This is a genomic window from Candidatus Obscuribacterales bacterium (assembly GCA_036703605.1).
Classification (GTDB): Bacteria; Cyanobacteriota; Cyanobacteriia; order RECH01; family RECH01; genus RECH01.
In genome coordinates this window covers 1-15,769 of record DATNRH010000220.1, presented here as the reverse complement: position 1 = coordinate 15,769, position 15,769 = coordinate 1, and the positions used below count along the sequence as shown (strand labels likewise).

The 15,769-nt window shown below is 52.5% G+C and carries 9 protein-coding genes; 6 read left to right on the top strand and 3 right to left on the bottom strand.

Features of this window, described 5'->3' with window-relative positions:
* On the top strand, nucleotides 1-3,693 hold a 3,693-nt coding region (locus V6D20_04700; GenBank protein ID HEY9815092.1), incomplete at its 5' end, for a CheR family methyltransferase.
* A gap of 408 nt (nucleotides 3,694-4,101) precedes the next feature.
* Here V6D20_04700 and V6D20_04695 read toward each other — a convergent pair.
* Nucleotides 4,102-4,263 carry a hypothetical protein gene (locus V6D20_04695; protein HEY9815091.1) on the bottom strand — a complete coding sequence of 54 codons (162 nt, stop codon included), beginning with the start codon at nucleotides 4,261-4,263 and terminating at the stop codon, nucleotides 4,102-4,104.
* A gap of 140 nt (nucleotides 4,264-4,403) precedes the next feature.
* Here V6D20_04695 and V6D20_04690 point away from each other — a divergent pair, with 140 nt between their 5' ends.
* The gene (locus tag V6D20_04690; GenBank protein ID HEY9815090.1) at nucleotides 4,404-5,882 is read left to right on the top strand and encodes an alpha-amylase; all 1,479 of its coding nucleotides are present in this window, start codon (nucleotides 4,404-4,406) and stop codon (nucleotides 5,880-5,882) included.
* 219 nt (nucleotides 5,883-6,101) lie between these two features.
* Entirely contained in the window at nucleotides 6,102-6,467 is a 366-nt protein-coding gene (locus V6D20_04685; GenBank protein ID HEY9815089.1) for a VOC family protein, read from the top strand.
* 4 nt (nucleotides 6,468-6,471) lie between these two features.
* Here V6D20_04685 and V6D20_04680 read toward each other — a convergent pair whose 3' ends face one another.
* A complete protein-coding gene (locus tag V6D20_04680) occupies nucleotides 6,472-8,856 on the bottom strand; it encodes a protein phosphatase 2C domain-containing protein (GenBank protein HEY9815088.1) in 2,385 nt (794 codons plus the stop codon).
* A gap of 1,249 nt (nucleotides 8,857-10,105) precedes the next feature.
* Between V6D20_04680 and V6D20_04675 the strand changes: the two genes are divergently transcribed.
* From V6D20_04675 to V6D20_04665, 3 genes are all read left to right on the top strand, one after another.
* On the top strand, nucleotides 10,106-12,217 hold the full coding sequence (locus tag V6D20_04675) for a choice-of-anchor I family protein (protein HEY9815087.1): 2,112 nt from the start codon (nucleotides 10,106-10,108) through the stop codon (nucleotides 12,215-12,217).
* Nucleotides 12,218-12,591: 374 nt separating this feature from the next.
* Complete coding sequence (locus V6D20_04670; protein ID HEY9815086.1) at nucleotides 12,592-13,380, top strand: ABC transporter ATP-binding protein; 789 nt, start codon at nucleotides 12,592-12,594, stop codon at nucleotides 13,378-13,380.
* Nucleotides 13,381-13,663: 283 nt separating this feature from the next.
* Nucleotides 13,664-14,908: an MlaD family protein gene (locus V6D20_04665; protein ID HEY9815085.1), complete on the top strand. Its 1,245-nt coding sequence runs from the start codon at nucleotides 13,664-13,666 to the stop codon at nucleotides 14,906-14,908.
* A 76-nt stretch (nucleotides 14,909-14,984) separates the two neighbouring features.
* Here V6D20_04665 and V6D20_04660 read toward each other — a convergent pair whose 3' ends face one another.
* Nucleotides 14,985-15,605, bottom strand: coding sequence for a DNA-3-methyladenine glycosylase (locus V6D20_04660; protein HEY9815084.1), 621 nt, complete (start codon nucleotides 15,603-15,605; stop codon nucleotides 14,985-14,987).
* Between the last annotated feature and the right edge of the window lie 164 nt (nucleotides 15,606-15,769).

Genomic DNA, 15,769 nt, shown 5'->3' with positions numbered 1-15,769 from the left:
TCGGGGATGGATGGCGACGGTGCGGAGGGGGTGAAAGCCATCAAGATTGCGGGGGGTGTCACCTTTGCCGAATGTGATGCCACGGCGCGATTTAACAGCATGCCCAATACGGCGGTGGCAACGGGCAATGTCGATTTTGTGTTGCCGCCGCAAACCATTGCTACAGAACTGAGCCATCTCAGTCGCAACCCGCTTCTGGGGCAGTCAGAACCGTTGCCGATCATCCAGGCGCTACCTCCGGAACCGGGTGATCCGCTCAGCCAAATTTTTTCCCTCCTACGTACGACCACGGGTGTTGACTTTACTGAATATAAACCGGCGTCGCTGGAGCGCCGCATCCAGCGACGGATGCTGCTCTATAAGCTAGACAGTCTGGCCGCATACGCGGACTATTTGCAAACGCACAGGGACGAAATTCAGGCGCTGTACGAAGAAATTCTGATCCATGTGACCAGTTTCTTTCGCGATCCGCCCGTGTTTGAGCAATTGAAGACCCAGGTTTTCCCCAGAATCAGCCGCAACAAAACCAGCGATGTGCCGCTGCGGATTTGGGTGGCGGGCTGTTCCACCGGGGAAGAAGTCTACTCCCTCGCCATCTGCTTGTTGGAGTTTTTTAGCGATCGCGCCACCGTGCCACCAATTCAAATTTTTGCCACCGACATTAGTGAAACAGCCATCAGCAAAGCCCGGTCGGGCTTATACCTGGAAAGCCAGATGGAAGGCGTTTCACCAGAGCGTAAAAGTCGGTTCTTTGTCCCCCAGGCGGGGGGCGGCTATCAAATTAGCAGTACCATTCGCGAATTCTGTGTGTTTGCTCGGCATAACTTAGCGACCGATCCCCCGTTCTCGAATCTCGATCTAATTAGCTGTCGCAACCTGCTGATTTATTTATCCGATCGCCTGCAAGAGCGCATCATGGCGTTGTTTCATTACAGCCTCAACCTAACTGGCTGCCTGGTATTGGGTACGTCAGAAAGCGTCAAAACTGCCTCAAATTTGTTTGTGCCTGTGGATGAAGCCTGCAAAATCTATGCTCGAAAATTGAGCTTATCAAATCCCCTATTTGCGTTTACCACCACGTCTTCCCTCAGCCCCAGCCTCCAGAGTCCGCAGCGCATCCCAGAAAGCCGTTCCATTCCCTTTGATTTAGCCCGCGAAGTTGACCAGCTGATTGCCAATCGCTACATGCCGCTATCGGTGGTGGTCGATGAACAGATGCAGGTCTTACAGATGCGCGGCGACCTCGATCTTTACCTGAAGTTGACCCCCAGCACCACAGAGCTAAACCTGCTGTCTATGGCACGCGACGGGCTGGTTACCCCCCTTCGCACCGCCCTGTATCAGGCCCAAACAGAGAACGTGCTGGTGCGGCAGGAAAACATTCAAATGGAACAGGGTGAGCGACCGCAACTGAATCTAGAGGTGCTGCCTTTTCGCCCAGCCCTGACCAATGCACTCTATTTTTTGGTGCTGTTTAGTCTCATCTCGCCCTCTGCCCCTGCTTCTACCCCGCTCACCAGTCTGGCGACGGTAGAAAACCTGGAGCCAGCGGACTTAGCGCGTGAGCTTTTAACGCTGCGCCAGGCGCTAGCTGCCGCCACCCAGCGCGAACTTTCGGCCCAGGCGCATCTGCAAGCGGTGATTCAGGAGCAAAACCAGCTCAACCAAAACCTCCGCATCGCCAATGAAGAGATTCTATCGAGCAATGAAGAACTGCAGAGCACGAACGAAGAACTGCAAACGGCGAAGGAAGAAATTCAGGTTACCAATGAAGAACTCTCGACCACCAATGAAGAGCTGCGAAACCGGAATCTGCAGCAGAATCGAGACAATAGCGATCTCAACAACTTTATCGCCAGCATCAATATCCCGATTGTGATGCTGACGAATGACTTAAGGATTCGCCGCTTTACACCAACCGCCCAGCGACTGTTTAATTTCATCCCCACCGACATCGGACGCCCCTTCACGGATCTGCATGGCAATTTTAATGTTTCCCAGCTAGAACCGATGATTGTGGAGGTGTTAGAAACCCTCAATACGAAAGAACAGGAGATTCAAACAGACGCCGGGTACTGGTATAGCCTCCGCATTCGCCCCTATCGCACTACTGAAAACCAAATTGACGGTGTGACGCTGGTGCTGCAGGATATTGATGCCCTCAAACGCTACGCCGCTGTCCTAGAAATTGCTCGCAACTATGCAGAAACCATCATTGAGACGGTGCAAATTCCGCTAGTGGTGCTGGACACTGATTTCCGGGTGAATGCCGCAAATCGAGCGTTTTACGAGACATTTCAGGTTTCTGATGCTGAAACCATCCACAGGCGGCTGTTTGAATTAGGCAATGGGCAGTGGGATATTCCCGCCCTGCGATCGATGTTGAGCGGTGTTCTGGCGGGTGAGCCTGCGGTGCAGGATTTTGAGGTCAATCATGAGTTTGAGCAGATTGGGCGTAAAAACATGCTGCTCAATGCGTGCAGACTGCCCCGAGAAGACAACACAGACATGATTTTGCTGGCGATCTCAGATGTTACCGAGCGCACAGCGCGCCAGCAGCTTGAAGCGGCCAATCGTGCCAAAGATGAATTTCTCGCTAATCTGTCCCATGAACTGCGAAATCCTCTCTCCTCACTGCTGGGATGGGTGTATCTGCTCCGCACCCGCGACCGCGACGACCCGGTGGCAAAGCAAGCTCTAGCAGCGATTGAGCAGAATGCCAAGACACAAAATCGACTGATTGAGGATATTTTGGATCTCTCACGGATTACGAGCAATAATCTGCAGATGAATCGCTGTCCGCTCGACTTGGAGTTAGTAGTTCGAGCGGCACTTGACAGCGTTCATTTAGCGGTGGCAGAAAAAAATATTCAGTTAGTGTCATCGTTGAATTCGATCACCGTCTTGGGGGATGCCGAACGCTTGCAGCAAGTGCTGTCGAATCTGCTCTCAAACGCAATTAAGTTTACGCCTGCGGGTGGACGGTTAGACATCACGCTGTCGCAGATTGACCAGCAGGCGCAAATTCAAGTCAGTGACACAGGAATTGGTATTCCAGCAGATTTATTACCGCATATTTTCGAGCAGTTTTATCAGGTCGATTCTAGTACTAGAAAAGTCAATCCAGGGTTGGGCTTGGCGATCGTGCAGAATCTCGTCGAGATGCATGGTGGCACTGTGTGCGCCGACAGTCCCGGCGAAGGACAAGGAACCACCATGACCGTGCGGTTGCCTTTATACGTGCCGCCCCCAACCTCATCGCTGATTGTAGCAACTTCTTCGAACGCTTCGCCGCTGTCCCCTACTTTAGAAGGTTTGCGGATCCTGGTGGTTGACGATCAGGTCATGGTGCTGGCAACCTGCCAGATGATGCTAGAAAGTTACGGAGCAGAGGTGGTGGCCGTAACTACTGCCAGAGAAGCGATCGCGGCGCTCACCGAAAGCCCTGACCGCTATGATGTGTTGATTTCTGATCTCGGATTGCCTGAGGAAGATGGTTACTTCCTGATTCAGCAGGTGCGATCACTGAGTGCGGAGGCTGGCGGCCAAATTCCAGCGATCGCGCTGACGGGCTATGCCAGTCAAGCAGAACAACAACGGGTGATCGAGGCTGGGTTTCAAATGCACATAGCTAAACCCTTTGATCTGGTTCAACTGAGTGCAATTGTTGCCGATTTGGCTAAACAAACTTAACAGCTTGCCGTTACACGAGGCTTACCTTCCCCAAAAAATACATTTCAAGTTTTATAGTCGGAGTTGTTGCACACCACACTACGATGGTCAATGTAGGGTGCAGCCCCCACACCCTTTCTACTCTCCTAAGCTGACTGGCAACAGCCATAACTGCTGTAGGAATTGCTGAATTGATCGATGATTGGCCTTCATTCCCAATCCTTCTCCCCAGGGAGAGGGTGGATTGAGCCATTCATACTTGTATACATCAACGCCCTGCTGTATAACAATTCGCTTGGAGTGGACTGGCGACATGGGTGAATTGCAAAGGCTATCTACAGCCGCTCAAGCACACCGTTAGATAGCAGCTAAATTATCCTATTTACTTCTAAAACTACCGATCGCCACCACTGACAAGCTGGAGAAGTTTCAGTCGTGCGATGCCAGCAGCAACGTGAATTCCACATAATCAGACATGCCCATGGCAAACACGCGATCGCTGGTGGCTGGTTCCAAAAGTGCCATCTGGATTTGCTGTAAGGCAGGACGCAACTGCTGCTTGAGGGCGATCGCTATTGTGCCGTGTATCAATATCTTGAGATCTAACAAATAGCACGTACGTTGAACAATGATAGCCACAACGGAGAGGAATCAAGCTATGCTTGAGGGATTGATCATGCTGTTCCTCAATCTCGGGTTCACTATTCCTCAAGGTACTTCAAAAGGCTTTTATGGCAAATGTAAATGGTGTTATGATGCAGTACTTCCATTGGTATACTCCTCCCGGAGGAAACCTTTGGAATGAGCTAGCAGAAAACGCTCAGGCATTGGCAGAGGCAGGGATTACCGCAGTGTGGCTTCCTCCAGCCTATAAGGGAACAGGTGGCGGATATGATGTAGGTTATGGGGTTTATGACTTATTTGATTTAGGGGAATTTGATCAAAAGGGATCTATTCCGACTAAGTACGGTACTAAGGATGAGTACATCAACGCCATCAAGACGGCTCAAGCAGCGGGTATCGAAGTCTATGCTGATGTTGTCCTCAACCATCGGCTAGGCGCTGACCATGAGGAAGAGTTTCAGGCACGTCCCTACAGCCCTGGCGATCGCCGCCAGTCCATTGGCGACACCCAAACCATCAAAGCCTGGACGCACTTCACCTTTCCTGGACGCCAAGGTAAGTATTCCACCATGGAGTGGCACTGGTGGCACTTTGATGCTGTTGATTACAATGCTCTCAACGATGCGGAAGATGCTATTTATTTGTTTGAGGGAAAGGCGTTTGATGAAGGTGTAGATCTAGAAAAGGGCGGCTTTGATTATCTGATGGGCTGTGATCTAGATATGGGGCATCCTGAGGTGCGGGGCGAGCTAGACTACTGGGGAGAATGGTATGTCAAGACGACCCAGATCGATGGATTTCGGTTTGATGCAGTTAAGCATGTGAAGGCTGGCTTTTTTCCGGAATGGCTGAGTCATGTGCGCCAACGTACAGAGCGACCACTGTTTGCTGTAGGAGAATATTGGTCGGGTGGCGTGGAAGCGCTGCACCACTTTATTGAGGTAACGGGTGGCGACGTGATGCTATTCGATGCACCGTTGCACTACAACTTCAGTACAGCCAGTAAGCAAGGTGACAACTATGATATGCGTCAAATCTTTGATGATACGCTAGTGAAGGATCAGCCTGCCTTAGCTGTTACCCTAGTTGACAATCACGATTCCCAACCGCTCCAGTCTCTAGAATCTGTGGTGGAAGGATGGTTTAAACCTATTGCCTATGCGTTGATTCTGCTCCGGGCTGATGGATATCCCTGTATTTTTGTGGCAGATTATTACGGAGCCCATTATAAAGATGTGGGACGGGATGGTCAGGAGTATGAAATTTGGCTTGATAGCCATCAGTGGCTGATCGATAAGTTCTTACAGGTTCGCCGAGACTATGCCTATGGCGATCAATATGACTACTTCGACCATCCCAATACCATCGGCTGGACGCGCTTGGGGGATGAAGAACATCCCGGCGGCGTGGCAGTGGTGCTCAGCAATGGGGGAGACGGCAGCAAGTGGATGGAAGTTGGGCGGGCTAATCAGGTTTATGTGGACATTACTGAACATATTGATGAGCCGGTGACCACCAATGAGGAGGGCTGGGCCGACTTTCGCTGTCCGGCGGGTTCTGTGTCCGTATGGGTGGCGCAGGATTGATGCGGTTGAGATAATTGATGCGGTTGAGATAATCGTATCGCGATAGAGGGGGCCATCTCGGGGGCGATCGCCCCCCTCTATGACCACCTCCCCTCGTCGGCCATACAATAGAACTAGAGCCCTCTACGCCTTGCCAAGGGTGTCTGAAGACAGGCAGCGATCGCCCCTGAGGGATGTCGTGAGGGATGGTTGTGTGATTGAAACGTCAAAGGGGATGCTATGAATTTGAAGCGAATTGGCCACGTGGCGATCTGTGTTGATGATATTGAACGCGCGGCTAAGTTTTATCAAAGCCTAGGCATGGAGCTGGCTTGGAAGGATGCTGATTGGGCCTACCTAAAAGCTGGTGATGATGGCTTGGCCCTCCTCAGCCCCCAGTATGACCAAGCTGGGCCCCACTTTGGCTTTGTGTTTAGCGATCGCGCTGAGGTCGATGCGGCCTACCAACGATTGCAGGCAGAGGGCGTGCATGTCACCCCAGTCCATGAGCATCGAGACGGCACGGCATCGTTCTACGGTCGTGACCCCGATGGCAACTGGTTTGAGTATTTGTATGAACCCGCCCCGGTAGCTGCGGCCGTTTAGCGATCTAAGAATTGGGTGGCGTGCAGGTTCCTAAGAGTTCTGGTGTTGGATCCGCCAAGCGGTCAACCAGCGGCAGGAGATCGCTCTCTAAAGCCCAGCCTTGATCACCGGGTTGTAGGAGATCGCTAGACAACTCGTCCCGAGAGGTGGGGAGTGACTCTCCACCCACTTCGGGATTAGACGGGTCGGGCTCAGCCTCTGGATCGAGGGGAGCGGGACTCACGCGCCCAAGGCTAGCATCGGTGGGGGTCGAACAAATCTGTAGCTGCACCCAAGGAATACCAGGTGTTGTAGCTGCGCGACTCTGAACTAAAAATACACTGCCGACGGCAGGCTGGCCGATAGACTCTAGGTTAGCAGCGGGCTCGTCGGCTGCAGTGGTCGGAGATGGGGGATTGGCATAGAGCAGCAACTCGCCATCGGTGGGAGCACGACGCAGTTGAATCACGTTTTGGGTCGATAATTCTGTCAAGGGTTCTAGGGCAGATGTAGCGACGGGGTCGTCTAGCTCCGATGGTGTGGGTTCTGTAGCAGGCTCGGGGGAGTGAACCAGCCACTGCTCAATGGCGGAGGGAAAGAGGAGATAGCCGATGACGGCACCAATCCCCACCAGCAACAAACTGCTGAGAATGAGGGCAGCTACGTTGGGTGATTCAGACTTAGCGGGGGGTTCGACGGCGATCGTGGGGGTTGGTGCAGCAGGTTCGGGGCGGTTGGTGGTTGGAGTTGGATCAGGAGCGATCGCTAAGCTGGCTGGAATTGTGGGCATTTGAGCCGCTTCGACGGCACAATACAGCAGCCCAATGGTGACGTTATCGTGGCCGTTGCGCGTATTGGCAATGGTGACTAGCTCACGGGTCACCTGTTCCACCGATAGCTTATGCTGCAAAACACCTAGCAGCGTCGAATCCCAATATTCATCCACGCGATCAAAATCGCTCAGACCATCTGAGCAGAGCAAAAAGATACAGTCTTCGTCTAAGATAAAGCGCTGCACCGTAGGACGCAGAATCGTCGAGGGGCCCATGCCCAAGGCCTGCACCAGGGAACCGCCAATGGGCTGCTGTAGGGCCTGCCGGAAAGAACTGTAGCCCATACGCACCTCACGGGAGGCGATGTCGTCATCCAGGGTGACCTGGTGGTAGCCCTGATGGGAAATGCGATAGGCGCGGCTATCACCCACGTGGGTGATATACAGTTCATGCTGGTGGATTAAACCCATCACCAGGGTGGTTCCCATGCGTTCGCGATCGTGGCGCTGCTCTTGATCATTGCGCTGGCTAATCACATCATTGGCCGCACAGGCCGCTTGTTCTAGCGCTAGGGTGAGGCTGAGGGGGGTGAGGTGATGGGGCTGGAGGGCCTGGATCTGATCTTGAATGGTGGCGATCGCCAATCCTGAGGCAACGTCACCGCCTTGATGGCCACCAATGCCATCACAGACTATCACGAAGGGTAAGGGGCTAGGTTCTGTCGAGGCGGCTGGCAGGGTATAGCGTTCTAGACTACCGCTGGCTGGAAAGCAGGCATCTTCATTGCGCTTACGGTGCGGCCCTTGATCTGTTTGGGTGGATAGGGTGACATGACGGGTGAGCGATCGCCCTGCTAGGGCCAGGGCCGCATCCAATCGGCCGACGAGCTGCTCTACGGTTTGGATATGCCCTTGAGTGAGCTGGCGGCAAAGATGTTCAAAAAAGGGAGCGATCGCTGGTTGTGTTTGGGGCAGCCAATCTAACCAATGGCGACCGAGTTCACTCAGATCCGGTGGATCTGGGTCATCAGCATGGAGTTCTAACAGACGGAGAAGACCTCCCTCCACGCGTACATTGTCCGGTATCAGCAGTGTGCGGGCTACTCCTTGAAGCTGCAGCGGCTGCCAAAGCTGGGCGATCTGCCAAAGCCAGTTGAGTTGTCGGAGGGCGATCGCCTTGGGCCAGGCTTGGGTGAGCATGGGCAGTAATTGCACCATGACCTCGGCCGGCGGTGATGGATTACGCAGATCGGGTGACGTATCGGCGACGCCTAACGAAGACATAACGTCTATGGGGCTATCATTGACCAGCACGATTGGGCCTACTGCCGCATCTATTGCAACCACGTCATAGAGTTGAGGTACATGCAGCCGGTAGGGTGCTAGCTTGAGGTATGCACTGACATCCACCGGCAATTCTTGAAACGGGTCTGGGTTGATGCCAGGCTGGGTGTCCAGAAAAATGCGGGGAGCCTTGCAGTAGTATCGATTTGCGAGAATATCACCGGGATGGTACTGATCCACATCATGACCGATCGCCCACAGATAGTGTTTCGGTAGAAACGCGCCACAGGCTTGGCAAAACCGGTTTGTTTCTGGGTTACGAGTCTGACAGGTATGGTTGGGGCAATGAAGCATTACGGTCGTGATGTGTGCAGGGTCAACGTACGATAGCGCTTTGAACGGGAGAAACACCCTAGTAGTTTGTCATGGAACGAGATGGGTATGAATACCTTCATCGTTTCCTTGCCCGTTTCCTAAACTTAAGAACCAAACTTAAAAAACGGATAGCACTAGGAGACAGACTCAACGTGTTTCTTAGCATTGCCCACGCCCACAGCGCGACTACTCTTAGATCATACAAATCTACATGACCCAAATCTGGGACGATTTTTAGGATGGGTAGACAGTGGGAGCGAGAGCGATCGCCCAATTATAACGGTAGATATACGGTAGACATCCGGTGCAACCCAGTCAGACTGGATTACCATTCTCCCTAGGCTACTACACCAATGACCGTTTCTGCCCTTAAGAGCATGACCTCTTCATCAGATTTGCTCCCTGGATCTATGGCTCAGTGGAACCTCAAGGTGCGATCGCCGCCCATGGTTCCGTCCAATCTTTAGGAATCACCTCCCTAAGACGCCCATCAGCGTTATATATGAACAAGCTACGCTCCTAGCCCTCTAGCACCTTTCAATGCCGGAGATGGATGGCTATGCCTCTTGGTTCTTGATTTCTTATGGTGCTCCTGCATTGACACCTGTCTTAGTTGCTCCTGCGACTCTTGAGATCTGGGTGCGGGAGCGCCGCTTAGAGCCTTCCCACGCTCAGCGTAGGAACGATATTGTCGCTCCAGCCTGTTGAAAATAGGGCGTTGCTGAATAGCGGTATGATTCCAAAACATGCTGCATGGCGATTCAGATCCTATAGCTAGAGGTTCATCTCCTAGTTCAGCAACACCGAAACTAGTAGGACTAGATTGCTTGGAAAAGCTCATGCTTTCGCTCAGGATTGGGTGGATTGGAATTAGGTTTTATTCATGCATGTCATGGTGGTTTTACATTATCTTATTTGAAGTTGACACTGCCGCCATGGCAAGGTCATCAACGAAGCTTTAGGGAGCAAATCTCTGTAAGCAGCTACGTTGATATAGCTATGTCCATCAGAGAGCGGATGTTGCCGCTTATGCCTCAATGTAGCTATACCTTCTTAGTTTTCTTAGTCAGGCGGTTTCAACCTTTTCTTAACGTAAAATTTACCGCACCTTCATCTCCGTATGGGAAAGTGGCAACGGCCCAATCTTTTCTATCAAGCTTCCGTGAAAATACGAGGGCTTGAGATGTGTTCGTCCAGTTCCCAGTGGGTAATGTAAGTAGAGATTATTATGGTTGATATTCAACTCAGCGTGATTGGCAATTACGAAACCGGTGTATTTGATCAATCCGCCGCAGAAATTCCAGCCTACGATCCCACAACCCAGCGGTTGTTTGTTGTCAATGCTCAAAGCGCTACTGTTGAAGTGCTTGATCTGAGTGATCCTAGTCAGCCGGTTAAATTGTTTGACATTGATGTATCAGCCTTTGGCAATGGTGGTGCTGCCAACAGCGTAGCAGTACAAAATGGCATCGTGGCGATCGCTGTCGAAAACTCCAACAAGCAAGCCAATGGTCAGGTTGTCTTCTATGCCGCTGATGGCGACGGCACCGCGGCCCTCAGCAATGTAGATGTGGGCGCACTGCCCGATATGGTCACCTTTACGCCGGATGGTACTAAGCTCTTGGTGGCCAACGAAGGTGAACCCAGTGATGACTACACCGTCGATCCAGAAGGCTCTGTTAGTATCATTGATCTCTCTGGCGGTATTGCCAATGTCACCCAAACCAATGTCACCACGGCGACGTTTAATGCCTTTGATGCTCAGAGAGAAGACTTAATTGCGGCTGGTGTACGGATCTTTGGCCCCAATGCCAGTACCTCTCAAGATTTTGAGCCAGAATATATCGCTGTCTCCGCCGATTCCACCACAGCCTGGATTGCGCTGCAGGAAAACAATGCTTTTGCAGTTCTCGATCTGACAACAGGACAGATTACCGATATTCTGCCCCTGGGCTTTAAAGACCATAGCTTACCCGGTAATGGCATTGATGCTAGCGATCGCGATGCTGGTATCAATATTCAACCTTGGCCTGTCTTTGGCATGTATATGCCGGATGCGATCGCTACTTATTCAGTGGGTGGACAGACCTTCATCGTCAGTGCCAATGAAGGGGATGCTCGTGACTACGCTGGCTTTGCTGAAGAAGAACGAATTGCAGATCTCATTTTAGATGCGACGGCTTTCCCCAATGCTGTAGATCTGCAAAGTGATGAGCAACTGGGCCGCTTAACCGTCACCACAACTTTGGGGCAAAATGAAAATGGGGAGTATGAGACGCTCTACGCCTACGGTTCCCGTTCCTTCTCCATTTGGGATGCTCAAGGCAATCTTGTGTTCGATAGCGGTGATGATTTCGAACAGATTACCGCTAGCCTCTTCCCCAATGACTTTAATGCCAACAACGACGAAAATGATAGCTTCGAGAGCCGTAGCGACAACAAAGGGCCTGAGCCCGAAGGTGTCGTTTTAGGAGAAATTAATGGACGCACCTACGCCTTTATTGGGCTAGAGCGCATTGGTGGTGTCATGGTGTATGACATCACTGACCCATCCGCAGCAGAATTTGTGGAGTATATTAACCCCCGTGACTTTGCAGGTGATGCGGCAGCCGGGACAGCGGGGCCGCTTGGGCCAGAAGGGCTGATATTTATCTCAGCTCAGGATAGCCCCACCGGTTTTCCCTTACTCGTCGTATCCAACGAAGTCAGCGGTAGCACCACCATTTTCAGCATCAACTACAACGCCACAGACTTTGCTACCCGAGGCAATGATGTGCTCACCGGCACTCCCGATGCAGATACTATCAACGGACTTGCTGGCAATGACATTATCTTGGGTTTGGCAGGCGATGATACGCTACTGGGTGCAGTCGGCAACGATCGCCTCTTTGGCGATGCTGGTAACGACCTGCTCAATGGCGGCGCTGGCAATGATATCCTGCGGGGTGGCGATGACAACGATACTCTCCTTGGTGGTCGTGGCAACGATCGTCTTCTGGGAGATGCCGGCAGTGACGTCCTAGATGGGGGAGTGGGGAACGATGTCCTCATTGGCGGTGCTGGTCGCGATACCTTGATCGGTGGTCTTGGCAACGATCGCCTCATCGGTGGAGCCGATCTCGATATCTTTGTGATTGGTCGTCGGGCTGGACGCGATATCCTGTTTGACTTTGAGCAAGGCACCGATCGCATTGGTTTATCTAGCGGTCTAAGTTTTGGTGATCTTTCCTTCGTTCAGCGCGGTCGCAATACGCTAATTCGTGCAGGACGAGAAAACCTACTCTTGGTTCTAGGCACCAACGCTGATGATCTCAGCCGTCAGGACTTTGTGGCGGCTTAGCACAAGCACTGCGCCAGGATACGTTAGATTCTCCTATCTGGGGCATAGTGATGTCAAAAGACGGTTGCTATGCCCCAAGCTAGAGGGTGATCGCTTCTTACAAAACCAAGAGGAGCGATCGCTCCAAGTTGGCCTTATTTCATCATTCCATGTCCTCGGATAATGATTTAAAGACATGACAATTGTTGGGTAAGTTGTGAAGACAGCTCATTAGGGTTGAGGCGATCGCCCCCCAAGATCCTCAACTCTACTCGTCTCTTGTTGTACAACCGTGATCAGCAATCGCGAAAAAAGTCACATCCTAAGGGCGATCGCCCTGATGTCGCCATGCCTTGCATCGTCTATCATACGGTGTAGTTTGTTGGAGGATACCAGTGCAGTCAGTGGGTGAACCCGTTATTGAGCTAAAAGGCGTCAGCAAGTCCTTTGGCAAGGATCACGTCGTTTTAGACAATGTAGACCTAACTATTTACCGAGGACAGGCCTTGGGGATTATTGGCCCCTCCGGAACCGGAAAATCGACCATCCTGCGGATTATTGCGGGTCTGCTAGCCCCCGACTCTGGCGAGATCTACATCCAAGGGCAGCGGCGGGAAGGCCTGGTGGGTGATTACCACGACCCTATCGGTATCGGTATGGTCTTTCAGCAAGCCGCCCTGTTTGACTCCCTCACCGTGGATGAAAACGTTGGCTTCCTGCTCTACCAACATTCCAAACTGCCCCGCGATCGCATCCGTCAACTGGTTGATGAATGCCTAGAGATGGTAGGTTTGCCTGGCACAGGCGATCGCTTACCGGCAGAACTGTCTGGCGGGATGCGCAAACGGGTGAGCTTTGCCCGCGCCATTATTACCAACCCAGAACGCCCGGCAGAATCACCAGAAATCTTGCTGTACGATGAACCCACCGCCGGTCTGGATCCAATCGCCTCCACGGTGATTGAAGATTTGATTCGCCAACTCCAAGGGCGATCGGGCAGCAGTACCTACGTCATGGTCACCCATCAAGACAGCACTATCCGCCGCACCACCGATCGCATCGTGTTTCTCTATCAAGGCAAGGTGCAATGGCAGGGGCTCGTGCAAGATATTGACACCACGGATCAGCCCCTCGTGCGCCAGTTCTTCAGCGGTAGTGTTGAGGGCCCCATCCAAGTGGGGTAGAATCACCTATCGAATCCATCAAGTATTATCCAGATTACGCCTGTACCCGTTAAAATCGCTGGAGTGAACCTCCTGACCGTCTCGGTTGCCTATCCATGGCTCATGCTTGGGCTGCTTGAGGAAACAACTCAGCGGTTGGAGAGTCCTAGGGGCTTGGAATGGATCGATCTTGGTAAAAAAGGCTAGGGGCTGTCGGTCGGTTCCATGTTTGTCAATGAATGGATGCCCAGCAGGACAAACGATGAGTTCAACGGCATCCGAAAACCATCTGTGAGGACGTATCATGCGCTCGAGAACGCTGCGAGAAGGCTCGGTAGGGTTGCTCATCTTAGTTGGACTGGCACTTTTTGGCGGTCTAGCATTTTGGATTCAAGGGCTAAACCTTGGTCGCCGCAGCTATCAAGCCAGCATCACCTTTGATAACGTGGCAGGGATGCGTCCAGGGGCTCCTGTGCGCTATCGTGGCGTGGTGGTGGGTAAAATTCAAGATGTCCAAACAGCCTCCAATGCGGCGGAAGCGGTGATTCAAATCGACTCTAGCCGCTTGATTATCCCCAAGGATGTGATTGTTGAAGCCAATCAGGTAGGGCTAATTGGAGAAACGTCTATTGATATCTTCCCTCAGGTGCTGTTGCCCGAGGCTGTGATGGAAGGAGCTGATCCCCTGGCCAGTGATTGTGACACCCAGTTGATCCTCTGTAATGGCGATCGCCTCAATGGTGTGGTGGGTGTTAGCTACGATACCTTGATTCGCTCAACCACGGAAATTGCTGACCTGCTGACGGAGACCGGCTTCTTTGACGAGCTGCGAGAATTGACCCGCAATTCTGCTGATGCAGCGGAAGGCGTATCGGAACTCACCCGTGAGTTTGCCAGCCTCAGCCGCACTCTGGAAGGTGAGCTAGGTGCCCTCACGGCTTCCGCCATCAGCACCACGGACGCCGTGGGACAGGCTGCGACAGAACTCAGCATCACCTCTCGTCAGGTGAATGAACTGATCGATACTAACCGCAGTACCCTAGTCCTCACCTTAGAGAATATTAATGAGACCAGCCTCCAGCTTCGACGGGTGGTTGATAATCTCAGTCCTGCGATTGAGAACGGAGAACTGGTAGAAAATCTACAGATTCTGTCAGAAAATGCGGCGATCGCGTCCAATAACCTGCGCAACTTTTCCGATACGGTGGGTAGCCCAGAAAACCTGCTGATGATCCAGCAGACCCTGGATTCTGCCCGGGCCACGTTCCAAAATGCTCAGAAAATCACCTCTGACCTAGATGAGCTGATGGGTGATCCAGAATTTCGCAATAATTTGCGGGACTTGGTTGAGGGGTTGAGTGGGTTGGTGTCATCAACCCAAGAGCTGCGCGATCAGGCTCAATTTGCGCAAACACTGCAATCCACCAAGGAGTCTCTAGAGGCTGCAACACCGCCGCCAGCGCTTCCCTCCACGCCGACAGCCCCTGCCGCCACCTCAGCCCAATCGCTTCCTGCCGTTGATGAGTCTCGTCCAGAGGAGGATAACTAGAATGTGGTGGCAACCTCGGCCCAACGTGATGTTCTTAGACGAGAAATAGGGTGAAGGTTCAAGATACGGCTTGGCCCTAGCGCTTCGACACGGCTGCCGAGTCGCGAATATACCAGCGCCAAGGACTATCGGCTCCTTGGGTCAAGCCAATGCGTGTGGTTTGGTGTAGGGCGATCGCTCCTGTGGATATCTGTTGATTCAGGCTAGGCGATCGCTGTTCTAGCCAAAGCGGTTGCCCTGGCATGAAGGGTTGTCCTGAGTGGGAACGATCGATCTGCAGGGCACGACACAGTTTGCCGGGGCCCGCGCCAAGACGTGTGAGGGGTTGGGGGGAGCGATCGCCTGGGGGTTCTTGCTGCAACTGCACGGCCCGAATCAATACTGCGCTGGGCACATCTTCCGCATCAGTGACCACATTTAAGCAATGGTACATACCGTAAATCAGGTATACATAGCTATAGCCTGCTGGCCCAAACATGACGGCATTGCGCGGCGTACGGCGGCGGTAGGCGTGGCAGGCCGGATCATCGGGAGCATAGGCTTCGGTTTCCACGATTAGGCTACGTAGGGTGGAACCATCCTCAAACTGGCGCACGAGGGTACAGCCGAGCAGGTCTACGGCGATCGCTGTGGAGGGCCGCGCTAACCAGGCAGCAGAAATAGGCGGTAAGGGGGATGGGCTAAAGGGTAGGAGCACAGGCGTCGAGGTCTTATCAATCTTGCTTGTCTTTTATTGTTGACGAACATGTTCATAAACATATTGACGAACAGTGAAGATTTTCTGCGGATTTACTAGGTTTTTTCAGCTCTTAGCCCAAAATAGAGCAAGATTTCGATGCACCATCCCACCTGGGTATCGCT

Bases quoted from the DNA above. Each gene is read 5' to 3' on its own strand.
- V6D20_04690 (HEY9815090.1), top strand. From the start codon at position 4,404: ATGGCAAATGTAAATGGTGTTATGATGCAGTACTTCCATTGGTATACT.
- V6D20_04685 (HEY9815089.1), top strand. From the start codon at position 6,102: ATGAATTTGAAGCGAATTGGCCACGTGGCGATCTGTGTTGATGATATT.
- V6D20_04680 (HEY9815088.1), bottom strand. From the start codon at position 8,856: ATGCTTCATTGCCCCAACCATACCTGTCAGACTCGTAACCCAGAAACA.
- V6D20_04675 (HEY9815087.1), top strand. From the start codon at position 10,106: ATGGTTGATATTCAACTCAGCGTGATTGGCAATTACGAAACCGGTGTA.
- V6D20_04665 (HEY9815085.1), top strand. From the start codon at position 13,664: ATGCGCTCGAGAACGCTGCGAGAAGGCTCGGTAGGGTTGCTCATCTTA.